Source organism: Arthrobacter celericrescens, from assembly GCF_003614925.1.
Taxonomy (GTDB): Bacteria; Actinomycetota; Actinomycetes; order Actinomycetales; family Micrococcaceae; genus Arthrobacter; species Arthrobacter celericrescens.
Genome location: NZ_QYLP01000099.1, coordinates 12223 through 37249 on the forward strand (window position 1 = coordinate 12223; position 25027 = coordinate 37249).

A 25027-nucleotide genomic window follows, 5' to 3' on the forward strand; every position below is an offset into this window, starting at 1 on the left:
GGAAAGGCGGTCCCGGACAGGAAATCGCGGACCTTACGGGCCAGGATCATCTTCCGGACGGAAAGCCAGTACGTCAGCGGTAATAGTTCACAGAAGAGCCTGCGGCCCAATTTTTCCCCCAGTATGTGTTTTTGTCTTGCCCGCAGAGAAAGGCGTCAGCCGGCCCGCATCTGCTGCACGAGGTCCAGGACCACGGCCTGCAGGTCGCCGTCGTGCTCTGCCGCAACCCGGCGCTGGCGCTGGTAGCCGGCACCGCGGGCGATGATCTTCGCGACGTCGGCCAGTTCCTCCTCGCAGCCGAGCGTCGCCGCGACCGGGGCCAGGCGGTGCAGGGTTTCCTTGAGGTGCTCCGTGACCAGCTGCTCGTTGCCTTCGGCGTCGAGGATGATGATGGCATCCATGCCGTAGCGCGCGGCCCGCCACTTGTTTTCCTGCACGTGCCACGGCGGCATGGTGGGGATGGTGCCGCCGTTGTCCAGGATGGTGGAGAACTCGTGCACCAGGCACTGGGTCAGCGCGGCGATGGCCCCGACTTCCTCGAGGCTGGCCAGGCCGTCGCAGATGCGCATCTCGATAGTGCCGAGGTTCGGGACGGGCCGGATGTCCCAGCGGATCTCGGACAGGGTGTCGATCACCCCGGTGGTGAACATGTCCTGGACGTAGGACTCGTATTCGGACCAGGCCGGGAACTGGAAGGGCAGGCCCGCGGTGGGCAGCTGCTGGAACATGAGGGCGCGCTGGGAGGCGTAGCCGGTGTCTTCGCCGCCCCAGAACGGGCTCGAGGCGGACAGGGCCTGGAAGTGCGGGAAGTAATTGACCAGCCCGTCGAGGACGGGGAGGACCTTGTCCCGGCGGTCCAGGCCGACGTGGACGTGCACACCGTAAATCACCATCTGCCGGCCCCACCACTGGGTGCGGTCGATCAGCTTGGCGTAGCGTTCCTTGTCCGTGACGGGCTGGAGCTGCGGCGGGCTGAAGGGGTGGCTGCCGGCACAGAACAGTTCTACACCCATGGGGTCGGTGATTTCCCGGACGGCTTTCAGCGAGCGGGCCAGGTCGTCCTTGGCTTCCCGGACCGTGGTGCAGATTCCGGTGACGAGTTCCACCGTGTTCAGCAGCAGTTCGCGCTTGATGTGGGGGTGCTCGTCGTCTTCGTTCAATTCGGGGTGCTGGGCCGCGACGCCACGAAGTACCTCATTGGCCACCGAGACCAGTTCCCCGGTGCGGGCGTTGACGAGCGCAAGTTCCCATTCCACTCCCAGGGTCGACTGCCTGGATGAAGCGAAATCAATCTGCACGGAGGTCCCCTCTAGTGTGTCCAAGTCCCTGGGCGATGCCCACTGCGGGACCCCTCAGCGGATGCCCCAAGTCTAGTGCAGCACGGGGATTCTTCCGCCGTCGCGAGTAATACGGCCGTACCTCCGATCATTGCTAATGAGAATGATTTTCATATAGGCTTGAGCAATGCATCTTTCCGTTGTCAGTTCCCTGGACAGCCGCTGCCGTGAAGCCGCAGCGGGTCGGCTTGACCAGGGACATCCCGATTCCGTCACCGTCTTCCATGACCTTCTGGACGATTCCGTCGTCCTCCGCCGAGTCCTCTCCGGCGGGCGCGTGCTCGAACAGGCCGAGACAGTCCTGGAACACGGCTGCCTCAGCTGCACGGTCCGGCTGGACGTGGTTCCCACCGTCGAGCGGCTCGCCGGCCTCGGCTACGGGCATGCCGTGTTGGCCCTGCCGCCGGGGGTGTCCGTGGAGATGGCCGTGGCGGAGCTGGGACGGGGTCTGAGCCGGGACGCCGTCATCGACTACGCGGTCCTGGCCATCGATCCCGCCGATCTGGAAGACCACATCTGGGACAAGCACACATTGTTCGAATCCGGATTCACGGCCATGCCGGAGGATGGCCGGACCAGCGGGGAATTCCTTGTCGGCGAGCTAGCCCACGCGGATACTGTCCTGGCCTATCCGGGCCTCGGAGCCGCGCTCGCCGGCCTTGAGCGCGAAGGGAGCGAGCCCTGGCGGCAGGGCACCGAACTGCTGGCACAACTGGCCCCGCACGCCGCCGTCGTCGAGCCTTCCGGGACGTTCCGTGCCGGCTGCTATGACGGCCGCGAGGCCGCCGCCCGGGCCCGGCGAGGCTCGGTGCGCGTGCCGCTGGCTACCGAATCCGGCTGCTTCCTCACTGTCCTCCACAAGGTGGAGCGACCGCTGCACCCGGGGCGGTTCCGGCAGGCCCTGCCGCAGTTGGCGGCCGGATCGCACTGGCTGCGCGGCCGGCTGTGGATCGCCTCCGCCGCCCGGACCCGGATCGCCGTCCAGGGCGTCGGGCCCCGGGTCTGGCTGGAAAGCACCGGCCAATGGCAGGCGGACCAGGCCGGACAGGCCGACGGGAACGGCGGGGGAGTGTCCGACGTCGACGCCGCCCTCGGCTGGCATCCGCGCTTCGGCGACCGCGGGACGGTGCTTGCCTTCACCGGACGCGGGGAAGACGTGGATGCCGCGGAAATCCGCGAGCTGCTGGACGGCTGCGCCCTCAGCGAAGAGGAAATGCTGCGGGACTTCCGGGAGCTGGAGGACCCGTTCGAGCTCGAAGCCACCCTGTAACAAACGCCACCTGTAACAACAGCAATCGAAGGAGAAACATGAAGGTCAGGAATTCGCTGCGCGCATTGAAGAAGATCCCGGGCGCCCAGGTGGTGCGCCGCCGCGGGAAAACCTTTGTCATCAACAAACTGAACCCGCGCTTCAAGGCCCGCCAAGGCTAGCGCCCGGCGGCATGGGGGACGGCCGGGGCTCCGTTCGCGGAGCGCCTGCCGTGGGGCGCGGCTTACGCTAGGTCTACAGCCCCGCGATCCGAAGGAAGCCCCATGCCGATCCTCAACAAGGACATGACCCTCTGCATCTCGCTCTCGGCCCGGCCGAGCAACAACGGGACGCGCTTCCACAACTTCCTGTACGAGGAACTCGGCCTGAACTGGATCTACAAGGCCTTCGCCCCCACGGACCTCGGCAACGCCATCGCCGGCGTGCGGGGCCTGGGCATCCGCGGCTGCGCCGTGTCCATGCCGTACAAGGAAGACGTCATCGCCCTCGTGGACAAAATGGACGCCTCGGCCTCGGCCATCGATTCCGTCAACACGATCGTGAACGATTCCGGCGTGCTGACCGCCTACAACACCGACTACACCGCCATCGCCCAGCTGATCGGACGCAACGCCATCAGCCCGGACTGCTCGGTGCTCCTGCGCGGCGCCGGCGGCATGGCGAAGGCCACCGCCGCGGCGTTCCGCGACGCCGGATTCACCAAGGTCGCCGTCGTGGCCCGCAAGGAAGAGGCCGGCCGTGCGCTCGCGGATCTCTACGGTTTCGCCTGGCAGGCCGAACCGGGCGACAGCACCGCAGACGTCATCGTCAACGTCACCCCGATCGGCATGGCGGGCGGACCCGAGGCGGACGCACTGTCCTTCCCGGAGGCGGCCGTCGCCGCCGCGCAGGTGGTGTTCGACGTCGTCGCACTCCCCGCCGAAACGCCGCTCATCAAGGCCGGCCGCGCCGCCGGCAAGACGGTGATCAGCGGCGCGGAAGTCGCCACCATCCAGGCCCTCGAGCAGTTCGTCCTGTACACCGGCATCACGCCGACCGCCGGTCAGGTGGCCGCCGCCGAAGCGTTCGTGCGCGAGCAGTAGCTTTCCGGCTCAGACCGGTTCGACGACGACGGCGGTCCGTTCGTCCCCGATCCGCGTCAGGACCAGCGTGGCGGCTTTGCCCGCCTTGCCTTTCGCTTTTGACTTCGCGGAACCGCCGGGCAGCAGTTGCTTCCGGAGCTCCTCGGGGGTGATGGAGACGCCGCGCTTCTTGATGTCCAGGGTGGTGATGCCCTGCGCCTTGACCCAGGCCTTGAGTGCCTTGATGTTCAGCGGCATGGTCTCGACCACCTTGTAGGGGCGGGCGAAGGGCGTGTCCACCAGCTCCGGGGCGCAGATGTAGGCAATGTGTTCGTCCAACAGGTGCCCGCCCAGGCGGAGCGCGACGTCGGCCACCAGCCCCGCGCGGATCACCGCGCCGTCCGGCTCGTAGAGGTAGCCTTCCACGGGCCCGACGGCGGGGACCGGGCCGCCGTCGAAATCCTCGCCGCTGGTGATCTCCGCGGCTCCGCGCGGGCCGAGCAGCAGGGCGGCGCGGCGGATGCCGGGCCGGGCCACCTTGTTGAACCACAGGGTCACCTCGGTGACGTCGCCGGCCACCGAAACCCACTGCGCCTCGCAGCCCGCGGGAACCAGCTCGTGGGGCATGCCCGGGCCCATCTTGACGCCCACTGACTTCCCGGACGCGGCCAGCGATTCCACGAAGGACAGCGGCGGGGAGAATTCCTCGGGGTCCCAGATCCGGGTGGTGCCCGACGTCGAGGTGGTGCGCCGGGCAGGATCCAGCCACACGCCGTCGATCCCGTCCAGCGGCACCGAGGTGGCGTCCGCGTGGACCACCGAGGCGTGCGGGAACGGCATGAGGTTGATCGTGGCGCAGGCGGCCGTGGCTTCGTCCATTTCGACGGCCGTGACCGCGATGTCCAGGGACGCCAGCGCCATGGAATCGGCGCCGAGCCCGCAGCCGAGGTCTGCCACCTGGGAGGTCCCGGCGGCGGCGAAGCGTTCGGCATGGCGGGCAGCCACAGTGAGGCGCGTCGCCTGCTCCAGGCCTGCCTGGGTGAAGAGCATCTGCCGGGCGAACTCACCGAACTTCGCCTCCGCCCGGGTCCGCAGCCGCGACTGGGTGAGGACGGCGGAGACCAGTTCGGGGGAGTGCCCGGCCTTGCGGAGGGCCGTGTTCAGGGCAAGGGACTCGCTCTCGCGGTACGGGCCCAGCGAGGCCAGCAGCTCCCAGCCTTCCGTGGTCAGCAAGGGGGCTATCTGGTCGGCAATCCGGCCATGGGGGGCCGCGGCGTCCGGCGCCTGGGAGCTGTGGGGCATGCCTTCCAGCCTACTTGCCACGCTGCCTGGCGCGGGCGCCGGCGCAGCCGGACGGATAGGGTTGATTGCATGGAAGACAGCATGAGCCGCCAGTCCGAAGACCCCACACCGATCCCCAAGCCGGGCAGCAGGATCCCTGCCCGGCTCGCCGTCTACGCCCGTCCCGCCTTGATCGCCGGCATCGCCGTCGCGGTCGTCTGCATCGTCCTGCTGGTCATTGTCTTCTTCCTTGATTCCTTCAACGCCGCCGCCTATTCCATGACCGGCAAGAGCGTCCAGGACGCCACGCAGGAGGCCCAGGACATCCGCGAAAGCTACACGGGGGTCCGGATCGGTTCGCTCGTGGTGCTGGTGGTTTCCGCCCTCGCCGCCGTGGCCGGCGGCGTGGTGCTGTACCTGAACCGCGGTGCCGCTCAGGGCGACGACGAGGACAACGGCGAAGACGTGGACTTCGAGGACCTCGCCGGCTAGCGGGCAATTCTGGCACTCACCTTGACCGAGTGCTAACGCTTGCATAGAGTCTGAGTTAGCACTCTCCCATGGAGGGTGCTAATCGTGCCGCAGGCACTTGCCGGCACCGCGACGACGGCAAGCCCGCCAAGGCACCCCTGGTTTGATAGTCCATGTACTACCTCACGTAAAGGAGAGATCCGAGTGTCGGTCTCCATTAAGCCTCTCGAGGATCGCATCGTTGTCCGCCCGCTCGAAGCCGAGCAGACCACCGCTTCCGGCCTGGTCATCCCGGACTCCGCCCAGGAAAAGCCGCAGGAAGGCGAAGTTGTCGCAGTAGGCCCCGGCCGCTTCGATGACAACGGCAACCGCGTGCCGGTCGACGTCGCAGTCGGCGACGTCGTCATCTACTCCAAGTACGGCGGAACCGAAGTCAAGACCGGTGGCTCCGAGTACCTCGTGCTGTCCGCCCGCGACGTCCTCGCGATCGTCGTCAAGTAATTCCCTGGACCCCGCACCGCAGGCCGGACCGGATTTCCGGCCGCCCGCGGTGCGGGTTTTCCGTCTTGAAAGGACACAACCATGGCAAAGCAGCTTGCGTTCAATGACGCTGCCCGCCGCTCGCTCGAAGCCGGCATCGACAAGCTCGCCAACACCGTCAAGGTGACCCTTGGTCCGCGCGGCCGCAATGTCGTGCTGGACAAGAAGTGGGGCGCCCCCACCATCACCAACGACGGCGTCACCATCGCCCGCGAAGTCGAACTGGACGACCCCTACGAAAACCTTGGCGCACAGCTGGCCAAGGAAGTCGCCACCAAGACCAACGACGTCGCCGGTGACGGCACCACCACCGCCACCGTGCTCGCACAGGCACTCGTCAAGGAAGGCCTGCGCAACGTTGCCGCCGGCGCCGCCCCGGGCGAGATCAAGCGCGGCATCGAGGTTGCGGTTGAAGCCGTCGCCGCCCGCCTGCTGGCCAACGCCCGCGAAGTCGAAGGCACCCAGGTGGCCAACGTCGCCGCCATCTCCGCCCAGAGCGAAGAGGTCGGTGAGCTCCTGGCCGAGGCCTTCGGCAAGGTCGGCAAGGATGGCGTCATCACCATCGAGGAATCCTCCACCACCCAGACCGAGCTGGTCCTCACCGAGGGCATGCAGTTCGACAAGGGCTACCTGTCCCCTTACTTCGTCACCGACGCAGAGCGCCAGGAAGCGGTCCTCGAAGACGCCCTCATCCTGATCAACCAGGGCAAGATTTCCTCGCTGCAGGAATTCCTGCCGCTGCTGGAGAAGGCCCTTCAGGCCGCCAAGCCGCTCTTCATCATCGCCGAAGACATCGACGGCGAGGCCCTGTCCACGCTGATCGTGAACCGCATCCGCGGCACCCTGAACGTCGTGGCCGTCAAGGCTCCCGGCTTCGGTGACCGCCGCAAGGCCATGCTGCAGGACATCGCCACCCTCACCGGCGCCCAGGTCGTCTCCCCGGAGCTTGGCCTGAGCCTGGACCAGGTGGGCCTCGAGGTTCTCGGCACCGCACGCCGCATCACGGTCACCAAGGACAACACCACCATCGTTGACGGCGCAGGCTCTGCCGAAGACGTGGCCGGCCGTGTTGCCCAGCTGCGTGCCGAGCTGGCCCGCACCGACTCGGACTGGGACCGCGAGAAGCTGCAGGAACGCCTGGCCAAGCTGGCCGGCGGCATCGGCGTCATCAAGGTCGGCGCTGCCACCGAGGTCGAACTCAAGGAAAAGAAGCACCGTATCGAGGACGCCGTGTCCTCCACCCGTGCTGCCCTTGAAGAAGGCATCGTTTCCGGCGGTGGCTCGGCCCTCATCCACGCCCTCAAGGCTCTGGATGACGACCGCCAGGTCAACAAGCTGGAAGGTGACGCTGCTGCTGCCGTCGGCATCGTCCGCCGTGCGCTGACCCAGCCGCTGCGCTGGATCGCCCAGAATGCCGGCTACGACGGCTACGTCGTCGTCGCCAAGGTGTCCGAGCAGGCCGAGAACCACGGCTTCAACGCGAAGTCCGGTGAGTACGAGGACCTGATCGCCGCCGGCGTGATCGACCCCGTCAAGGTCACCCGCTCCGCACTCCGCAACGCCGCTTCCATCGCCGCCCTGGTTCTCACCACCGAGACCCTGGTGGCCGAGAAGCCGGCTGCCGAAGAGGACGCCCACGCAGGCCACAGCCACTAGCGTTTCCGCGTGACAGAAGGCCCGGTTCCCCATGCGGGGAGCCGGGTCTTCTGCTGTCTACTTGCTGCTCACGGTTGGAGCCGGGCTCGCCTTGCCTGCCGGTGTCGGGGCCTTGGGAGAAGCCGACGACGACGGCGCCGCGCTTCCGCTTTCCGTGTCCGACGGGTTCGAGGCGGGGGAGCTTGGGGTCGGCTCTGTGCCCGTGGCTTCCTGGCCGTAGGGATCCATAAGGCCGGGCCCGAACGGCTCGCCCGGCTGAGCCGCGGCGGGGAGTTGCTGGGGCGCAGCCAAGCCGTCGGGCAACGGCATGTCGAGCGGGCTGCCGTCCTGGTCGTAGAACCGGACATCCCGCAGGAGCTTTCCGTCCTTGTCGTAGACGAAGACGTGGTCGACGCCGGCGCCGTTCACACTGAGCGGCGGGATGTAGTTGTAGCTGGCAGAGGAGGAATTGTAAGAGCTGTTCAGCGCGTGCGAGAGGATCGCCGGCGTCATGATGGCAATGAACAGGATGCTGATGGCGTTTGCCGTCGTGAACGCGCGCCGCATCCATATCCTGCGGGGCGTGGGCCTGCTGCCCATCCGGACACTGAGCACGACGAGCACCGCGAGGAACGCCCAGGCGGTCAGGCCGCGAGGGATTAAGACATAGTTGCCCGTGTAAAGAGGGGTGACGATGATCTGGAAGATTGCCCACGCCCGCAGCAGCCACCACACCGGGCGCAGCCTAATGAGGAACTCGAGCACCGCATTGGACACCGGATTCGCCCGGACGCGCCCCAGGAAATCGGCGCCCGCTTTCAGGAAGCTGTCCCGAAGGCCCGGTCCTTTGCTTGCCGCTGCGGACGTCGTGCGTTCGGGCAGGCCCGCGGAACTGCGGAGTTCGGCGGCGTACGCGGCAGGGGAGAGATCCGGAACCGCGCCGGAGTCCTCGAACTGCTCCATGAGGTCGGCTTCGAGGCCTTCGGTGAGGTCATCGACGTCGGCTGCTGCGAGGTCGTCCAGTTCGCGGCGCACAGACTCCGCATAGGCAGCGACCACAACCGGAACGGTCTGTGAGCTGGTCATTTCTTGTCCTCCAGAGTGTCGTGGCCGGCGGTGGCCGGAAGGTTGAGGGCGGGGAGCGGTTCGTTGGACAACAGCCGGTCCATGCTGCGGGCGAAGTCCTGCCAGCCCTTGCTTTGGATATCCAAGATGGACTTGCCGTGCTCGTTGATCCCGTAGTACTTGCGGTGCGGACCGCCTTCGGAGGGCACCACATAGCTGGTCAGGGCGCCGTTGGCGTAGAGGCGCCGCAAGGTGCCGTAAACGGAGGCGTCCCCGACGTCTTCGAGGCCTGCCGCACGGAGCCGCCGGACGACGTCGTACCCGTATCCGTCTTCCCGGTTCAACACCGCGAGCACTGCCACGTCCAGGACCCCCTTGAGAAGTTGCGTCGAATCCATGGTTTCTCCAGTCGCTTTGCTTGCTATGGATCAGACACTACTACGCAATGCGCAATAGTGTGCATCGTGAAGTACGACGCGCCGGAGGTTTCTGGCGGGGACCAGATTGGCTCAGCGCCGGGGTGGGCGCGGGGCTCCGGGCCTTGCCCGGGCGGCCGGAGTCTTGCTGAGGGCGCGCTTTGCTTCGCCGCGCCGTTGCGCGAACTTGAGGAACAGGAGCACCGCGGCTGCGGCCACCACAATGCCAAGCAGATTCAGGAAAAGCTGCACTGCGGAGCCTGCAGCCTTTCCTGCCTCGCCCAGGACAAGTGCGACGCCGATGTATCCGGCGGCCGGGACGGTGGTCACCGAAATGAAGACGCCGATCAGGGCGGACGAGCGGTGGCTGGTCATCGAGAGCATGCCGGCGGCGCCGGCAAGGGCGGCAACGATCAACGAATACGGTCCCGGATGATAGATGAATTCGACGGCCTGGCCGTGGTCAAGGACGTCACGCGGGTAGAGCCCGAGCGGGATCGAGATCCAGGCCGCGGCAGCCGTCACGAGCATGGCAACGGGGAATCCCACCGCCAGCGCAACCGCCGCTGCGCGCACCATGGCCCATTTGCGCTCCACCAAACCGAGGGCCAGTGCCGCCAAGGGACCGAACTCCGGCCCCACCACCATGGCGCCGACTATCGCGATGGCCGAATTGGTGACGATGCCGATGCCGGCCAACTGGGTCGCGATCACCAGGAACGCCAGGTAGCTCCAGGTCAGTCTTGAGTCTTCGCCCGTCTGGCGCGAAACCTCATCCCAGATGACGGCGTCCGACCCTTCTCCGGGAACCTCCTTGGATGCCTTGTCCGCCCGCTCGGACAGCACGAGCTCGGGCGTGCTGGCCGAGACCGAGCCAAGTTCCGGAACCCTCAGCCCGTGGAGTTCCTCCATGAGGCCTTCCACGGATTCCCGGGCCAGCTGCACCGTGATGACGTCGCCGGCCGGAACCACCGAGGAGCCCCTGAAAACCGCGATTTCGGCGCTGCCGGCATGCCCCATGCACAGGTCCACGACGGTGCCGGACAACGCTGCCGGGACGCAGATGCGAAGCTGGACAATCATCCTGGCCCCCTGTCGGTAGGTGCGCGATCCCTGCCCCCAGCCTAATTACGGAACGCTCCGGCCGAGGCGATTCAGGATCCTCAGTTTGCTTGTGATTCGCCCCCACAGGTAACGGATTGGTAACATGGAGGGTCAGGGTTACGAACGTTGAGGAATCTGCACAGGTCATGACTATGGGAAACACGGCGCCGCAGGCTGCCTCGAAACAGGGTGGCACGGGGGCGAAAGGCAACTTCCGCCCCGAGGTCCAAGGATTGCGTGCGTTGGCGGTCCTCATGGTCGCCAGCTACCACATCTGGCTCGGCAGGGTTTCCGGCGGCGTCGATGTGTTCCTCCTGGTCTCCGCGTTCTTCCTCACCCTCTCCTTCACGAGGAAGCTGGAAGAGGGGCGCGAATTGCGGCTCCTTGGCCACTGGCTCCACGTCTTCAAGCGCCTGCTGCCGGCGGTGGTGGTCGTGATCCTCGGCGTGCTCGCTGGAATGTGGGTACTCGTTCCGCAGACGCGGTGGGGCGGCCTGCTCGATGAAGCCTGGGCCACGCTTTTCTACCGCCAGAACTGGCAGTTGGCCGATGCCGCCGTCGACTACTACGCGCAGAACCATTCCGGCGCGAGCCCGCTGCAGCATTTCTGGTCGCTGTCCATCCAGGGCCAGGTCTTCGTCCTCTGGCCGCTCGTCTTCGCCGCCGTGGGCTTCGCCGTTCCGCTCCTCCGGAAGGTCCCCTTCCGCGGACCGTTCGCATCCCTCGGACGGCTGGGCCACCGCGGCCTGCTGGCCATCGTGTTCGCTGCGGTATTCGCAGTGTCCCTGGCCTACTCGGTGGAACAGACCGCGAGCAACCAGGCCTACGCCTATTTCGACACCCGCGCCCGGCTCTGGGAATTCGCGCTGGGTTCGCTCCTGGCGCTGGGCCTGCCCTATGTGAAACCGCGCCGCTGGTTGCGGGTGGTCCTGGGGTGGACGGGCCTTGCAGCGATGCTGTCCTGCGGCCTGCTCCTCACGGTGGACCGCTCCTTCCCGGGCTTCGTCGCCCTGTGGCCCACGCTGGCCGCGGCCGCCATCATCGTCGCCGGGCAGAGCGGGAGCCGCGCCGGAGCGGACCGATTCCTCGGTTCCAAGCCGCTGGTGTGGCTGGGCGGCCATTCCTACGCGCTCTACCTCTGGCACTGGCCCCTCCTGGTCTTCACCCTCCTGGCCACCGGCCTTGCCGCCCCCGATCTGTGGCTGGGCCTGGGCATCCTGACGGCCTCCCTGCTCCTGGCCGTCGGAACGAGCCGCTACGTCGAAGCTCCGCTGCGCGAGTGGAAGTGGCCGAAACTGCGCACCTGGCGCACCGCCGTCGTGATCGCCGCATGCGGCACCATGCTCGCCCTGCCGCTGAGCGCCTGGCAGGGCATGATCGCCGCGGACAACGCGGCCATTGCCGCCCAGCCCAAGGAACTGACGCCCGGCGCTGCCGCCCTGACGCCGGAGAACGCCGGCAAGCCCACGCCGGAGGCCCGGATCATCCCCGGCCCCTCGGCGATGGATGACGAATGGGCCCATGTGGACGGGCTGTGCACCGGCGCCAACGTGCCCACCGATCCCTTGCTCCAGGGCTGCCTGCAGATCAGCCCGGCGTCTAAACCCGTCAAGCACATCGTGGCGCTGGGCGATTCGCACGCCCAGCAGTACATGGCCGCACTCGGGCCGATCGCCAAGAAGCACGGCTGGGAAATCGTCACTCTGTTCAAGGGCAACTGCCGCTTCGGCGCCGAATTCCCGGACCGCCCGCAGGACTGCAACGACTTCAACAAGGCCAGCGCAACCTACGTGTTGGAGCACAAACCGGATGCCGTGTTCACGGTGGCGTCCCTGACCCATGTCGAGGCGCCGTTCGAGACGGAGGTCCCCGGCTACCTCGAAGGCATCAAGCCTTTCGCCGACGCCGGCATCGACATCGTGGGCATCCGGGATAACCCGCGCTTCGCCATCAACATGCCCGAATGCGTGCAGAAGAAGGGCCCGGATTCGCCGGACTGCAACACCCCGTTGGAGCAGTCCCTGGCCGCGTCCTCCCCGCTGGACGACTACCGCGGCAAGGTGAAGGGCCTCTACCTGATGGACATGAGCGACTTTATCTGCGCCGAGGGCGTTTGCCCCGCCGTGGTCGGCAACGTGTACGTCTACAAGGACGAAAACCACCTCACCCGCACCTACGTGGAGACCATGATCCCCATGTTCGAGCGGCGGCTGCTGGCCGCCACCAAGTGGAAATAACCGAGCGGACAGCCCGACGGCGGCAGGCGGCCTGGTGTGCTTGCTCACATTGCCGCCGTGGAATATGGGGATCGTCCGCGAGGTTCTAATATTTACTCAATACCTGCCCCACCTCCTGCACAGGCCAGTCCCGTAATGACGGGTTGGTCATCTGCTGCAACCCCTACCCTTTAGACCCCACGAAACACGGTAAGAGGCGCACTCATGACCCAGCCCGAACACGATCCCTTTGGCTTCGTAGGCCTGACCTACGACGACGTCCTGCTCCTTCCGGGCCACACGGACGTCATCCCGTCCGACGCCGACACGTCCTCCCGGATCTCCAAGCGGATCGTGGTCCAGACCCCGCTGCTTTCGGCCGCGATGGACACCGTCACGGAGTCCCGCATGGCCATCGCCATGGCCCGCCAGGGCGGCCTCGGCGTGATCCACCGCAACCTCTCCATCGCAGACCAGGCCGACCACGTGGACCGCGTGAAGCGCTCAGAGTCCGGCATGATCACCAACCCGCTGGTCATCGGCCCCGAAGCCACCCTGCAGGAACTGGACCAGTTGTGTGCCCGCTACCGGGTTTCCGGCCTGCCGGTCGTCGACGCCGAAAACCGCCTGTTGGGCATCATCACCAACCGAGACACCCGCTTCGTTCCGGAGAGCGAGTACCCGTCGCGCCTGGTCAGCGAAGTCATGACCAAGATGCCGCTGGTCACGGGCCGCGTGGGCATCAGCCGCGAAGAAGCGTCCGACCTACTCGCGAAGAACAAGATCGAAAAACTCCCTCTCGTCGACGAGCAGGGCCGCCTGCAGGGCCTCATCACCACCAAGGACTTCACCAAGGCGGAGCAGTACCCGCTGGCCACCAAGGACGAGGAAGGCCGCCTGCGTGTCGGCGCCGCCATCGGCTTCTTCGGTGACGGCTGGGAGCGCGCCATGACCCTGATCGACGCCGGCGTGGACGCACTCTTCGTGGACACCGCCAACGGCCACTCGCAGGGCGTGCTGGACATGATCGCCCGCCTGAAGGGCGACAAGGCCGCCGCGCACGTGGACATCATCGGCGGCCAGGCCGCTACCCGCGAAGGCGCCCAGGCACTGATCGACGCCGGTGCGGACGGCATCAAGGTGGGCGTGGGCCCCGGCTCCATCTGCACCACCCGCGTGGTTGCCGGCGTCGGCGTCCCGCAGATCACCGCCATCTACGAATCCGCGAAAGCCGCCATCCCGGCAGGCGTCCCGCTGATCGCCGATGGCGGCCTGCAGTACTCGGGCGACATCGGCAAGGCCCTCGTGGCCGGCGCCGACACCGTGATGCTCGGCTCCCTGCTGGCCGGCTGCGACGAGTCCCCGGGCGACCTCATCTTCGTCAACGGCAAGCAGTACAAGAGCTACCGCGGCATGGGCTCCCTCGGCGCCATGCAGTCCCGCGGCAAGAACACGTCCTACTCCAAGGACCGCTACTTCCAGGCCGACGTCTCCGGTGACGACAAGCTCATCCCCGAAGGCATCGAAGGCCGGGTCGCCTACCGCGGCCCGCTGTCCTCCGTGGCCTACCAGCTGGTCGGCGGCCTGCGCCAGACCATGTTCTACACCGGTGCGCCGACCATCCCCGAGCTCAAGGCCCGCGGCAAGTTCGTCCGCATCACGGCCGCCGGCCTGAAGGAATCGCACCCGCACGACATCCAGATGACCGTCGAAGCGCCGAACTACGGTTCCCGGTAGTAGCCGGCCCTGTTACCAGGTGTTCCCCGTGGAGGAATCCGCGGGGAACAGCCGTTTAAGCGCGCGTTAAGCTTGGGGCATGTCTGAAACGCCCGCGGAACCGCGGCACCCGGCCTCGGTCCGGCTCAGCAAGGACCCGCCCCGCAGGCTCGCACTCCGGCCTTACGCCCGCGCCGTCGGGCAGGTGCTCAAGGTGAGCTTCCAGGCCTCGCCCGCCGCAGTGATCATGAAGGTGGCCGGTTCGCTCATTTCGGCGTTGCTGCCGCTGGTCACCACCTACTTCGCCTCGCTCACCACCACGGCGCTGGCCGCCGGTTATGCGGGGGATCCCGACGCCGGCCCGCGGGCGGTCCTGTACGTCATCGTCACCGCGGCGCTGGGCTTGTTCTGGGGCACCTTCAGCAGCCTGGACCGTTACATCCAGCAGCTGATGAGCTTCAAAGTGGGCGCCATCGTGGGCGACCAGATGTACGAGCGCTTCCTGGCCCTCGAGTTCTGGCGCTACGACGACAAGGAGACAGTGGATCTCTACGACCGGGCCAAACGCTTCTCCGACTCCTACGCGCGGGTGCTGGACCGGATCGCCGCCATTTTCACCCAGTTCGTCTCCGTGGTGCTGGCCGTCGGGGCTTTGCTGCTGGTCAGCTGGTGGATCGCGGTGATCGTTCTGGTGGCGATCGTGCCCAGCGTGTACCTGCAGTTCAAACTGTCCCGCGAACAGATCGCCCACTGGAACACCCAGGTGGATTCCCGCAGGCAGCGGCGGATGATCGAAACCAACCTGATCCGCCCGCAGCACATCGCCGAGATGCGCCTGTACGGGATCGTCGGGTTCCTCATGGAACTGCGTTCCCGGCTGCGTGATGCCGATGAGCGCAGGCGCCTGGAATTCCAGAAACGCTACATCCCCAAGCAACTGGCCGCGGACGCCCTGCAGTACGGTGCGGAAGTCGTGTCCCTGATCTGGGTGGTGGGGCAGATCATCGCCCGGGCCCAGCCGGTGGGGCAGTTCCTCTACGTGCAGCAGATCGTCAGCCGGGCGCTGTCCACGGCCAACAACCTGGTCTCGGCGCTGAGTTCCATTGACGAGGACCTCGCCAACCTCAAGGACTACGAGCTCTTCATGGCGCTTCCGGTGCCCACCGGCCACGCTCCGGCGTTGGCTGACGTGCCGCGGACGGTGGAGCTGCGGGACATCCGCTTCAGCTACACCGGGAGCGACATCGAGGTCATCAAGGGCGTTTCCCTCACCATAGAACAGGGACAGCACATTGCCATCGCGGGGGAGAACGGCGCCGGAAAGTCGACCCTGATCCGGATCCTGGCCGGGCTGTACAGCCCCGACTCGGGGCAGGTCCTGCTCGACGGCGTCGACCTCGCCACCGTCGACGTCAAGAGCTGGCACCGCCACCTCGCCGTCCTCAGCCAGGAGTTCCTCAAGTACGAATTCGCCACGGCCGCAGACAACATCTATTACGGCGACGTCGACGAAGCCCGGGACGATGCCCGGGTCCGCCGGGCCGCGCACGACGCCGAAGCCCTGGACTTCATCAACAAGCTGCCCCACGGCCTGGACAACCACGTGAGCAACTGGATGGAGGATCCCCGGGGACGCAAGGGCAGCGGCCTGTCCGGCGGCCAGTGGCAGCGGCTCGCCATGGCCCGGAACTTCTACCGCCGGGCCGCGTTCATGGTCATGGACGAACCCACCTCCGCGATCGACGCCCTCGCCGAACACCGCATCTTCACAAGGCTTTTCGCTGACCGGAGCAGCACGATCATCGCCATCAGCCACCGCCTGGCCACGATCGAAAAGGCCGACATCGTCTACATGCTCGAAGATGGCCGGATCGTGGAGCAGGGGACCCACAAGGAACTCGTGGCCCTGCGCGGACGCTACTTCCGGATGTTCGAATCCCAGCTCAGCCTGGACGGGAGCATCCAGGACGACTCCTGAGGAACTGTCAGGAACGCACGACGGCGGTGCCCCCGTGAGGTGGGGACACCGCCGTCGCGCTTTTGGCCAGCGGGCGTCAGCTCAGTGAGCGGTCAGGAGACCGCCACCGAGGTGTCGTCCAGCTGGAAGATGGTGGAGTACGAGTAGTCCTCGGTGCCGAGGAAGCGCACGGTCACGGCCTTGCCCTTGTAGGCGGACATGTCCAGCGTGCGCTGCACGTAGCTGCTTCCCTTGTCCTTGTTGGAGTAGGTGGCCAGCGTTGTGGTGGTGGCGCCGTCGATGACCTGGACCTTCAGGGTGTCGTAGGCGGTGGTGGTGCCTTCGTTGCTGAGGACACGCAGGTAGAAGGACAGGGAACCGGCGCCGCTGCCGGTGGGCACGGTCACCTTCTGGTCGAGCGTGTAGCTGGTGGCCTGGCCCCAGCCGTTCAGGGCCGCGTAGCCGGTGCCCGTGCGGGCGGAAGTGCCGCTCTCGAACGTGTCGGTCTTGTTGGACGTCCAGGAGGCGCCGCCGGATTCGAAGCCAGGGTTGAGTAGGACATTGCCCGACGGCGGCGGGGTGGTGCCGCCGAGCAGCGCCAGGGTGGCCGTGGCGTCGGAGAGCCCGGCGCCGCAGCCGGGAGTGCAGCCGGCCGGCATGGGACGGGTGCCCTGCTTGAGGGTCGATTCGACCTGGGCCGGGGTGAGTGAGGGGTTCGCGGCCTTCATCAGGGCCACGAGGCCGGCGACGTGCGGGGTGGCCATGGAGGTGCCCTGGTACCAGGCGTAGCCGGCAGCGGCCGGCGTGGTGGTGCCGGTGTTCAGGGTGGAGAGGATGCCGCCTCCGGTCTGGCGCACGTCGCCGCCGGGGGCGGTGAGGTCCACCGCGCTGCCGTAGTTCGAGTAGTAGGACAGTCCGCCGCTGTTGTTGCTGGCCGCGACGGTCACCACGTTGCCGCAGTTTGCCGGCTGGGACGTGGAGGCGTTGGCGGCTTCGTTGCCTGCTGCCACCACCACGGTGGTGCCCCGGCCCACGGCGCTGTTGATGGCGTTCTGGTAGGTGGAGGAGCAGTTGCCCGAGCCGCCGAGGCTCATGTTGATCACCTTGGCCGGGTTGGCGTTGGCCGGGACGCCCGTGACGGTGCCGCCGGAGGCCCAGACGATCGCGTCGGCGATGTCCGAAAGCATCCCGCCGCACTTGCCGAGCACGCGGACGGGGACGACCTTCGCATCAGGGGCGACGCCGGCCACCCCGGTCGCGTTGCCGGTCACCGCGGCGACCGTGCCGGCCACGTGGGTGCCGTGCCAGGAGGAGTTGGAGCTGCTGCTGTCGCCGCATTCCCCGCTGGCGTACCAGTCGCCCTGGTCCTGCGGGTTGGCGTCGCGGCCGTTGCCGTCGCGGGCGGCGGCGGAGTCGGCGATGAAGTCGTAGCCGGGGAGGACGTTGGAGTCGAGGTCGGGGTGGGCGGTGATGCCGGTATCGATCACGGCCACCACCGATCCGGAACCGGTGGAGGTGTTCCAGGCGCCCGGGATCCGCATGCCGTTGGTGCCGGTGAAGTCCCACTGTTCGCCGTAGCGGGGATCGTTCGGGGTCAGGCTTGCGCGCATCCGTGCGTCCGGTTCCACGTATTCCACGGCGCCGGAAGCCGCGATCCCTGCCATGAACTCCTGGGACTGCCGGGCGTCCAGCGGCCTGGAACTGGCCACCAGCGTGGCCCCGGTGGCCAGGCCACGGACTTCATGGGGCGTGATGCCAAGATCCTTGGCGGCCTTGCCCCAGGCGTTGGCCCGGGCCGCTGCCGTGGCGCCCTGCGCCCCGGCCTTGTACTGCACGATGAACTGCGAATACTGCTCGCCATGCTGGACGTTCCCGACGGCGGCCGTTCCCGTCGCGGGGTCGGCGGTGCCTGGCGTGGTGGCACCGGCGGGCGCCGTGCCGAAGGACATGAGGCCCGCCAGTACGGCGGCCGATAATGCTAGGCCGCTGTACTTCCGGCGGCTCGAAAGGGTGTTCTCCATGGTGTTCCTGTCTCCGGGCGCGTGTGGTCCCGGGCGATGAAAATAAGGAGGCCGGCGCAGAGGGTTTCCGCAACCGAGAGAAATCTATTGGTCGTGTCAATATTTGTAAATAGTTCTTTCACATTTTGTGAAGCCTTTACTTCAATGGTCGAATCGGTTCCGTGAAAGGGGTCCAGTAAAGTAGAGCCCGTGACTTATGAGATTGAGATTGGCCGTGGCAAGCGTGGGCGTCGTGCCTACTCCCTGGACGACATTGCGATCGTCCCCAACCGCAGGACCCGCGACCCCAAGGACGTCTCCGTCTCGTGGCAGATTGACGCCTACAAGTTCGAAATGCCGGTGATCGCGGCCCCGATGGATTCGGCCATGTCGCCGGAAACCGCCATCGCGCTGGGCCGCCTCGGCGGCTTGGGCGTGCTGGACCTCGAAGGCCTGTGGACCCGTTACGAGGACCCGCAGTCTGTCCTGGATGAAATCGCCGCGCTCGCCGACGAAACCGCCAGCCCGGCGGTCACCCGGCGGATGCAGGAGCTCTACAAGGCGCCCATCCAGCCCGAGCTGATCACCAGCCGTCTTGCCGAGATCCGCGCCTCCGGCGTCACGGTGGCCGGCTCCCTGACGCCGCAGCGCACCCAGGAGCACTACAAGACCGTGGTGGCTGCCGGCGTCGACATCTTCGTCATCCGCGGTACCACCGTGTCCGCGGAGCACGTCTCCAAGAACCACGAGCCGCTGAACCTCAAGAAGTTCATCTACGAACTCGACGTTCCGGTCATCGTGGGCGGTGCGGCCGGCTACACTCCGGCCCTGCACCTCATGCGCACCGGTGCAGCCGGGGTGCTGGTCGGCTTCGGCGGCGGCGCAACCACCACCACCCGGCGCGCGCTGGGCATCCACTCCCCGCTCGCCTCGGCCATCAGCGACGTCGCCGCGGCCCGCCGCGACTACCTCGACGAGTCCGGCGGACGCTACGTGCACGTCATCGCCGACGGCGGCATGGGCTCCTCCGGCGACATCGTCAAGGCCATCGCGATGGGCGCCGACGCCGTCATGCTCGGCAGTGCCCTGGCCCGCGCCGAAGAAGCACCCGGCAAGGGCTGGCACTGGGGCCAGGAGGCCCACCACCTCGAACTGCCGCGCGGCGACCGCGTCAACGTCGGCACCGTGGGCCCGCTCGAGGAAGTGCTCTTCGGCCCGGGCCACCACACCAACGGCACCTCCAACCTCATCGGTGCGCTGCGCCGCTCGATGGCGACCACCGGCTATTCGGACCTGAAGGAATTCCAGCGGGTCGACGTCGTCGTTTCTCCCTACCTCGGCTAGCCGGCGCTGCCGCCCTGCCCAAGCCCGTACTCAGCAAGTAGTCTGGGGGGATTGACGGCTGAACGCGCGATCGGAGGCGTCCAATGGGCAGGGCAGCAGGGGCTTCGGGGCCATCCAACTCACCGGACGGTGCACTGAGCCCGCAGGCGAGGGCCGAATCCATTGAGGTCCTCAAAGGCACCGCCGAGGCCGGCCGGGAACTGGACATCCTGATCGTCGGCGGCGGCGTGGTTGGCGCGGGCGCCGCCTTGGACGCTGTGACCCGCGGCCTCTCGGTGGGCATCGTGGAGGCCCGGGACTGGGCCTCCGGCACCTCGTCCCGTTCCTCGAAGCTGATCCACGGCGGCCTGCGCTACCTCGAGATGCTCGACTTCGCGCTGGTGCAGGAAGCCTTGCAGGAACGCGGCCTGCTCATCCAGCAGATCGCCCCGCACCTGGTCCGCCCCGTTCCGTTCCTGTACCCGCTGACACGGCGCTTCTGGGAACGGCCCTACGTGGGTGCCGGCATCTTCCTGTACGACACCCTGGGCCTGACCTCCGGTCACAGTCGCGGCGTCCCCATGCACAAGCACTTCTTCCGCCGCGGCACCCTCCGCGCCGCGCCGAGCCTGAAGAACGATGCCTTCGTCGGGTCCATCCGCTACTACGACGCGCAGGTGGATGACGCCCGGCTGGTGGTCAACCTCGTCCGGACGGCGGCCCGCTACGGTGCGCACGCCGTGAACCGGATGCGCGTGGTCTCCTTCCTCCGCGAAGGCGAGCGGGTGGTCGGGGCGAAGGTGGAGAACCAGGAAGACGGCAGCACCTTCGAAATCCGCGCCAAGCAGGTAGTGAACGCCACCGGCGTCTGGACGGACGAAACGCAGGCCATGGTCACCGACCGCGGCCAGCTCAAGGTCCGTGCCTCCAAGGGCATCCACCTCGTGGTTCCGCGGGACCGCTTCCAGTCCACCGTGGGCCTGATCCTGCGGACCGAGAAATCCGTGCTCTTCGTCATCCCCTGGGGCCGGCACTGGATCATCGGCACCACGGATACCGACTGGAAGCTGGACAAGGCGCATCCCGCGGCGTCGTCGAAGGACATCGACTACGTGCTCGAACACGTCAACAGGGTGCTGAAGCGGCCCCTGACCAGGGAAGACGTCGAAGGCGTCTACGCAGGCCTGCGTCCCCTGCTGGCGGGCGAGAGCGATTCCACGGCCAAGCTTTCCCGCGAGCACGTTGTGGCGCACCCGGTGCCGGGCCTGGTGGTGGTGGCCGGCGGAAAATTCACCACCTACCGCGTCATGGCCAAGGACGCCGTGGACGAAGCCACCCGCGCCATGGACGAGCGCGTCCCCGCCAGCTGCACCGAAACCATTCCGCTGCTCGGAGCCGAAGGATTCAAGGCCGCCTGGAACCGCAGGTCCCGGATGGCGGAGGAATCCGGGGTGCACGTGGCGCGCGTGGAGCACTTGCTGAACCGCTACGGCTCAATGGCAACCGACGTCCTGGCCCTGATCCGGGAACTGCCGGAGCTCGCGGAGCCCCTCCCCGGCGCCGACGATTACCTGGCCGCCGAGGTCGTCTACGCCACCACCCACGAAGGCGCCCGGCACGTCCACGACGTCCTGACCCGCCGGACCCGCATTTCGATCGAGGCCTGGGACAGGGGCGTGTCCGCGGTGCCCGTAGTCGCTAAGCTGATGGGAGAAATCCTCGGCTGGAGCGATGCGCAGCGGGAAGGCGAAATCAAGCACTACCTTGCCCGCGTCGAAGCGGAACGGCTCAGCCAGGAGCAGCCCGACGACGAGTCGGCCGACGCTGCCCGCATGGGGGTGGATGACATCGTTCCCTTGCGCTGAGCCCGGCGCGGGGACGGCCACGCCCGGGGGAGACGAACACTGAAGGGAAACACTTTGGCGGAAACACTTGACCCGTATGACGCGGACCTGACCACACCGGACCTGGTCATCCTTGAACTGGAAGCCGCGGACAAGGGTGACGCCGCCGCGCAGCTTGCCGAGCGCCTCCACGCCCATGGCCGCATCACGGACCTCGAGGGCTTCCTGGGCCAGGTCAACGCCCGCGAACACCAGATGGCCACCGGCCTGCCCGGAGGCATCGGGCTGCCGCACGCCCGCAGCGAATTCGTGTCCCGGATCTCCATCGCCGTGGGCGTCACCAAGTTCGGGCACGCCCTCGACTTCGGCGCCGCGGACGGGCCGGCCACCCTGGTCCTGCTGATCGCCACCCCGCCCAGCTCCTTCTCCGACCACCTCGAAGTCCTGGCCACCATGGCCCGCTCGCTGTCCAAGGAATCCTTCCGGGAATCCCTGCGGCGCGCCCACGACCCCGAAGTCATCGCCGAACTGATCAACTCCAGCCTGGTGTTCTTCGACCACTAAAGAGTGGGGCAGGCCCGGCCGTTTAGCTGTTCTACAGCCTGACGAAGTACGGTTAAGGGGTGTTGAAAACCGCTCTGAAACCCCGCTGGATCGCAGGGCTCGTCTTTGCGCTCCTGCTTTCCGGGGTGTTCGTGCTGCTGAGCCAGTGGCAGTTCGGACGGTCCACCCAGAGCGAAGTCCCGGTCTCCCCGCAGACCGAGGAAACCAAGGCCCTCACCGCGGTCCTGCAGCCCGGCACCTTCTTCCCCGGCGCCGTCGCCGATCAGATGGTCAGCGCCACCGGCAGCTACGACCCCGCCAAGCAGGTCCTCGTCGAGGACCGCCTGAAGGACGGCAAGAAGGGGTACTGGATCGTTTCGGCGTTCGCCGTCGACGGCGCACCCGCGCTCAGCGGTGCCGGCGCCTCGGCGAAGACCTGGATCCCGGTGGCCCGCGCGTGGGTTGCGGAACCCGGCCAGGCCGGCCCGCCGCCGTCGGGCACCATTGAGCTGACCGGACGCCTGCTTCCTTCGGAAGCCCCTCTGCCGAACGTCGACGCCGGCGCGGGGCGGGCCTCCGCGGTCTCGGTCGCCGAACTGATCAACCGCTGGGAGGTGTCCAGCTATCCGGGGTTCGTTGCGGCCAGCGCCGAAAGCAGCGGCGGCAAGGCCGTAGACCTGCCCCCGGACATGAAGGCCCTCAACATCCCGGCCCAGCCGCCGGCACAGCAGGTCAACTGGCTGAACCTCTTCTACTCCGTGGAGTGGGTGGTCTTCGCCGGTTTCGCGCTCTACATCTGGTGGCGGCTGGTGGCCGATGACTACCGCCGCGACCTTGAAGAGGACGTCCCGGACGATGAGCCCGGGGACGATGAAACACCGACAGCAAGCGATCCAGAACAAAAGGTACAGCCATGATTGACCCGAAACCGGCAGTCCCGTCCAACGAATCGGACACGTCGCAGTCCGGCACCTCCGCCGCTCGCCCCGCCGGCAAGAAGCGCCGCTTCGGCGGGACCGAAGCGCAGATCCGCTCGGCTCTGAAGTTCTACAAGCTGATGGCATACCTCACTGGCATCATGCTCCTGTTGCTGTGCGTCGAACTGATCGCGCGCTACGGCTTCGGGGTTTCGCTCTACGCCGGCGGCACCGACGCTCTGACCGGCCGGCCCTTCGGGTTCGGCCTGGCCGACTCCGAGCCCAAGGGTGTCATCGGCGGCGTGAACCTGTCGGTGATGGTGCTGATCGTCCACGGCTGGATGTACGTGGTGTACCTGATCTCGGACTTCCGGCTGTGGTCCCTCATGCGCTGGCCGTTCACCAAGTTCATCCTGCTCGCCTTGGGCGGCGTGGTGCCCCTGATGTCCTTCATCGTGGAGAAGAAGTTCCACGCTGAGGTCGAGGCCGAACTGGCCGCCAACCCCCAGGCCTCGAAGCGCTACTGAGCTTCGGCAGGGCGCTGCCGGAAGCCCTTGCGGGGCAACCGAGCCCCGCGCGGTGTGAGATTGCTGACGTCCGACCCGTTTTGGGCGGCCGTCGGCGGGGCCGGAGATGCACCGGGGTAGCCGGGCAAAGTAGGCTGTTCTGGTGACTACTCCCACCGCGCCCCAGACTTCCCAGAAGCCGGTGCTGGTTGTTGACTACGGTGCCCAGTACGCGCAGCTGATTGCCCGCCGCGTCCGTGAAGCAAACGTGTATTCGGAAATCGTTCCGCACACCTTCACCACCGAGCAGCTCCTGGCCAAGAACCCGGCAGCGATCATCCTTTCCGGCGGCCCCTCCAGCGTTTACGCCGAGGGTGCTCCGAGCGTTGGAGCCGACCTGTTCGAAGCCGGCGTTCCGGTTTTCGGCATCTGCTACGGCTTCCAGGCCATGGCCAACGCGCTGGGCGGCAAGGTAGCCCAGACCGGCCTGCGCGAATACGGTGCCACCGAAGCCACCACCGTGGGCGCTGCACGCTCCATCCTCGAGGGCACCCCCGAGTCCCAGAACACCTGGATGAGCCACGGCGACTCCGTGCACGAGGCGCCCGCCGGCTTCGAGGTCCTCGCCACCACCGCCGGCGCTCCCGTGGCGGCGTTCGCCAACGAGGAAAAGGGCCTTTACGGCGTGCAGTGGCACCCCGAGGTGAAGCACTCCACCAACGGCCAGCAGGTCATGGAGAACTTCCTCTTCAAGGGCGCCAAGCTCGAGCCTAACTGGACCACCGGCAACATTGTCGAAGAGCAGGTCGAGCGGATCCGCCAGCAGATCGGCGACTCCAAGGTCATCTGCGGCCTGTCCGGCGGCGTCGACTCCGCTGTTGCCGCCGCGCTGGTGCAGCGCGCCGTCGGCGACCAGCTCACCTGCGTGTTCGTGGACCACGGTCTGCTGCGCGAGGGCGAGGCCGAGCAGGTCGAGCGCGACTTCGTGGCAGCCACCGGCGTAAACCTCTACGTGGCCAACGAGCAGGAACGCTTCCTGAACGCCCTGGCCGGCGTGAGCGACCCCGAAACCAAGCGCAAGATCATCGGCCGCGAATTCATCCGCGCCTTTGAGGAAGCCGAGCGGGCCATCATCGCCCAGGCCGCTTCCGAGGGCGAAAGCATCAAGTTCCTCGTCCAGGGCACCCTGTACCCGGACGTCGTCGAATCCGGCGGCGGCGAAGGCGCGGCGAACATCAAGAGCCACCACAACGTGGGCGGTCTTCCCGAGGACCTGCAGTTCGAACTCGTCGAACCGCTCCGCGCCCTGTTCAAGGACGAGGTCCGCGCCGTGGGCGCCCAGCTCGGCCTGCCCCAGGAAATCGTCGGCCGCCAGCCCTTCCCGGGCCCGGGCCTCGGCATCCGCATCGTCGGTGAGGTCACCAAGGAACGCCTGGACCTGCTGCGCAAGGCTGACGCCATCGCCCGTGCGGAACTGACCGCCGCCGGCCTCGACAACGAGGTGTGGCAGATGCCGGTCGTGCTGCTGGCCGATGTCCGCAGCGTGGGCGTCCAGGGTGACGGCCGTACCTACGGCCACCCGATCGTGCTGCGCCCGGTGTCCTCCGAAGACGCCATGACCGCAGACTGGTCGCGCCTGCCCTACGAGTTGCTGGCCCGGATTTCGAACCGGATCACCAACGAGGTCGACGGCGTCAACCGCGTGGTGCTCGACGTCACCAGCAAGCCGCCGGGAACCATCGAGTGGGAATAAGGTCCTGAAGTGGCCGGCCTCTTCGCAGAGGCCGGCCACTTGCTTTTTCCGGCGGAACCACGGGGAAAATGG

At 67.1% G+C, this 25027-nt stretch carries 21 protein-coding genes; 15 read left to right on the forward strand and 6 right to left on the reverse strand.

Features of this window, described 5'->3' with window-relative positions:
* Positions 1-155: 155 nt before the first annotated feature.
* Entirely contained in the window at positions 156-1298 is a 1143-nt protein-coding gene (locus D3654_RS18555; RefSeq protein ID WP_120522940.1) for a glutamate--cysteine ligase, read from the reverse strand.
* Positions 1299-1464: 166 nt separating this feature from the next.
* Here D3654_RS18555 and D3654_RS18560 point away from each other — a divergent pair, with 166 nt between their 5' ends.
* From D3654_RS18560 to D3654_RS18570, 3 genes are all read left to right on the forward strand, one after another.
* Positions 1465-2607 (forward strand): GTP-binding protein, encoded by a 1143-nt coding sequence (locus D3654_RS18560; RefSeq protein ID WP_120522941.1) that lies wholly within the window; start codon positions 1465-1467, stop codon positions 2605-2607.
* 38 nt (positions 2608-2645) lie between these two features.
* Positions 2646-2768 carry a type B 50S ribosomal protein L36 gene (ykgO, locus tag D3654_RS18565; RefSeq protein WP_074588393.1) on the forward strand — a complete coding sequence of 41 codons (123 nt, stop codon included), beginning with the start codon at positions 2646-2648 and terminating at the stop codon, positions 2766-2768.
* Between the two features lie 102 nt (positions 2769-2870).
* Complete coding sequence (locus tag D3654_RS18570; RefSeq protein ID WP_205571858.1) at positions 2871-3689, forward strand: shikimate 5-dehydrogenase; 819 nt, start codon at positions 2871-2873, stop codon at positions 3687-3689.
* Positions 3690-3698: 9 nt separating this feature from the next.
* Here D3654_RS18570 and D3654_RS18575 read toward each other — a convergent pair whose 3' ends face one another.
* The gene (locus tag D3654_RS18575) at positions 3699-4970 is read right to left on the reverse strand and encodes a THUMP-like domain-containing protein (RefSeq protein ID WP_120522942.1); all 1272 of its coding nucleotides are present in this window, start codon (positions 4968-4970) and stop codon (positions 3699-3701) included.
* Positions 4971-5039: 69 nt separating this feature from the next.
* On the opposite strand from D3654_RS18575, the gene D3654_RS18580 reads away from it, so the two are divergent.
* From D3654_RS18580 to groL, 3 genes are all read left to right on the forward strand, one after another.
* Positions 5040-5441: a hypothetical protein gene (locus D3654_RS18580; RefSeq protein ID WP_245413327.1), complete on the forward strand. Its 402-nt coding sequence runs from the start codon at positions 5040-5042 to the stop codon at positions 5439-5441.
* A gap of 183 nt (positions 5442-5624) precedes the next feature.
* Positions 5625-5921, forward strand: coding sequence for a co-chaperone GroES (groES, locus tag D3654_RS18585; protein WP_070347908.1), 297 nt, complete (start codon positions 5625-5627; stop codon positions 5919-5921).
* Between the two features lie 81 nt (positions 5922-6002).
* Positions 6003-7616 carry a chaperonin GroEL gene (gene groL / locus D3654_RS18590; RefSeq protein WP_120522943.1) on the forward strand — a complete coding sequence of 538 codons (1614 nt, stop codon included), beginning with the start codon at positions 6003-6005 and terminating at the stop codon, positions 7614-7616.
* Positions 7617-7673: 57 nt separating this feature from the next.
* Here the strand turns inward: groL and D3654_RS18595 are convergent, their stop codons facing one another.
* The 3 genes from D3654_RS18595 to D3654_RS18605 all read right to left on the reverse strand — a co-directional run bounded on the left by D3654_RS18595 (position 7674) and on the right by D3654_RS18605 (position 10159).
* The gene (locus D3654_RS18595) at positions 7674-8681 is read right to left on the reverse strand and encodes a hypothetical protein (RefSeq protein ID WP_120522944.1); all 1008 of its coding nucleotides are present in this window, start codon (positions 8679-8681) and stop codon (positions 7674-7676) included.
* Complete coding sequence (locus tag D3654_RS18600) at positions 8678-9058, reverse strand: PadR family transcriptional regulator (protein WP_120522945.1); 381 nt, start codon at positions 9056-9058, stop codon at positions 8678-8680. Before D3654_RS18600 ends, D3654_RS18595 begins: the two co-directional genes overlap by 4 nt.
* A gap of 111 nt (positions 9059-9169) precedes the next feature.
* Entirely contained in the window at positions 9170-10159 is a 990-nt protein-coding gene (locus D3654_RS18605; protein WP_120522946.1) for a DUF389 domain-containing protein, read from the reverse strand.
* A gap of 173 nt (positions 10160-10332) precedes the next feature.
* Here D3654_RS18605 and D3654_RS18610 point away from each other — a divergent pair, with 173 nt between their 5' ends.
* The 3 genes from D3654_RS18610 (at position 10333) to D3654_RS18620 (ending at position 16090) form a co-directional block, all read left to right on the forward strand.
* The gene (locus D3654_RS18610; RefSeq protein WP_245413331.1) at positions 10333-12417 is read left to right on the forward strand and encodes an acyltransferase family protein; all 2085 of its coding nucleotides are present in this window, start codon (positions 10333-10335) and stop codon (positions 12415-12417) included.
* Between the two features lie 204 nt (positions 12418-12621).
* Complete coding sequence (gene guaB, locus D3654_RS18615; RefSeq protein WP_120522948.1) at positions 12622-14133, forward strand: IMP dehydrogenase; 1512 nt, start codon at positions 12622-12624, stop codon at positions 14131-14133.
* A gap of 79 nt (positions 14134-14212) precedes the next feature.
* Positions 14213-16090 (forward strand): ABC transporter ATP-binding protein, encoded by a 1878-nt coding sequence (locus D3654_RS18620; protein ID WP_120522949.1) that lies wholly within the window; start codon positions 14213-14215, stop codon positions 16088-16090.
* Between the two features lie 92 nt (positions 16091-16182).
* On the opposite strand, the gene D3654_RS18625 is transcribed toward D3654_RS18620, so the two are convergent.
* On the reverse strand, positions 16183-18090 hold the full coding sequence (locus D3654_RS18625) for a S8 family serine peptidase (protein WP_205571859.1): 1908 nt from the start codon (positions 18088-18090) through the stop codon (positions 16183-16185).
* A gap of 189 nt (positions 18091-18279) precedes the next feature.
* On the opposite strand from D3654_RS18625, the gene D3654_RS18630 reads away from it, so the two are divergent.
* The 6 genes from D3654_RS18630 (at position 18280) to guaA (ending at position 24955) form a co-directional block, all read left to right on the forward strand.
* Complete coding sequence (locus D3654_RS18630) at positions 18280-19413, forward strand: GuaB3 family IMP dehydrogenase-related protein (RefSeq protein ID WP_074588380.1); 1134 nt, start codon at positions 18280-18282, stop codon at positions 19411-19413.
* Between the two features lie 83 nt (positions 19414-19496).
* Entirely contained in the window at positions 19497-21257 is a 1761-nt protein-coding gene (locus tag D3654_RS18635; protein ID WP_120522950.1) for a glycerol-3-phosphate dehydrogenase/oxidase, read from the forward strand.
* 54 nt (positions 21258-21311) lie between these two features.
* On the forward strand, positions 21312-21800 hold the full coding sequence (locus tag D3654_RS18640; RefSeq protein WP_120522951.1) for a PTS sugar transporter subunit IIA: 489 nt from the start codon (positions 21312-21314) through the stop codon (positions 21798-21800).
* Between the two features lie 59 nt (positions 21801-21859).
* Entirely contained in the window at positions 21860-22696 is an 837-nt protein-coding gene (locus D3654_RS18645; protein WP_120522952.1) for an SURF1 family protein, read from the forward strand.
* Entirely contained in the window at positions 22693-23223 is a 531-nt protein-coding gene (locus D3654_RS18650; protein WP_120522953.1) for a DUF3817 domain-containing protein, read from the forward strand. Before D3654_RS18645 ends, D3654_RS18650 begins: the two co-directional genes overlap by 4 nt.
* Positions 23224-23365: 142 nt before the next feature.
* Positions 23366-24955 (forward strand): glutamine-hydrolyzing GMP synthase, encoded by a 1590-nt coding sequence (gene guaA, locus D3654_RS18655; protein ID WP_120522954.1) that lies wholly within the window; start codon positions 23366-23368, stop codon positions 24953-24955.
* Positions 24956-25027: the final 72 nt, after the last annotated feature.

Coding starts and splice junctions, on each gene's coding strand:
- D3654_RS18560 (WP_120522941.1), top strand. CDS start 1,465: ATGCATCTTTCCGTTGTCAGTTCCCTGGACAGCCGCTGCCGTGAAGCC.
- ykgO (WP_074588393.1), top strand. CDS start 2,646: ATGAAGGTCAGGAATTCGCTGCGCGCATTGAAGAAGATCCCGGGCGCC.
- D3654_RS18570 (WP_205571858.1), top strand. CDS start 2,871: ATGCCGATCCTCAACAAGGACATGACCCTCTGCATCTCGCTCTCGGCC.
- D3654_RS18575 (WP_120522942.1), bottom strand. CDS start 4,970: ATGCCCCACAGCTCCCAGGCGCCGGACGCCGCGGCCCCCCATGGCCGG.
- D3654_RS18580 (WP_245413327.1), top strand. CDS start 5,040: ATGGAAGACAGCATGAGCCGCCAGTCCGAAGACCCCACACCGATCCCC.
- groL (WP_120522943.1), top strand. CDS start 6,003: ATGGCAAAGCAGCTTGCGTTCAATGACGCTGCCCGCCGCTCGCTCGAA.
- D3654_RS18595 (WP_120522944.1), bottom strand. CDS start 8,681: ATGACCAGCTCACAGACCGTTCCGGTTGTGGTCGCTGCCTATGCGGAG.
- D3654_RS18600 (WP_120522945.1), bottom strand. CDS start 9,058: ATGGATTCGACGCAACTTCTCAAGGGGGTCCTGGACGTGGCAGTGCTC.
- D3654_RS18605 (WP_120522946.1), bottom strand. CDS start 10,159: ATGATTGTCCAGCTTCGCATCTGCGTCCCGGCAGCGTTGTCCGGCACC.
- D3654_RS18610 (WP_245413331.1), top strand. CDS start 10,333: ATGGGAAACACGGCGCCGCAGGCTGCCTCGAAACAGGGTGGCACGGGG.
- guaB (WP_120522948.1), top strand. CDS start 12,622: ATGACCCAGCCCGAACACGATCCCTTTGGCTTCGTAGGCCTGACCTAC.
- D3654_RS18620 (WP_120522949.1), top strand. CDS start 14,213: ATGTCTGAAACGCCCGCGGAACCGCGGCACCCGGCCTCGGTCCGGCTC.
- D3654_RS18625 (WP_205571859.1), bottom strand. CDS start 18,090: ATGGAGAACACCCTTTCGAGCCGCCGGAAGTACAGCGGCCTAGCATTA.
- D3654_RS18635 (WP_120522950.1), top strand. CDS start 19,497: ATGGGCAGGGCAGCAGGGGCTTCGGGGCCATCCAACTCACCGGACGGT.
- D3654_RS18650 (WP_120522953.1), top strand. CDS start 22,693: ATGATTGACCCGAAACCGGCAGTCCCGTCCAACGAATCGGACACGTCG.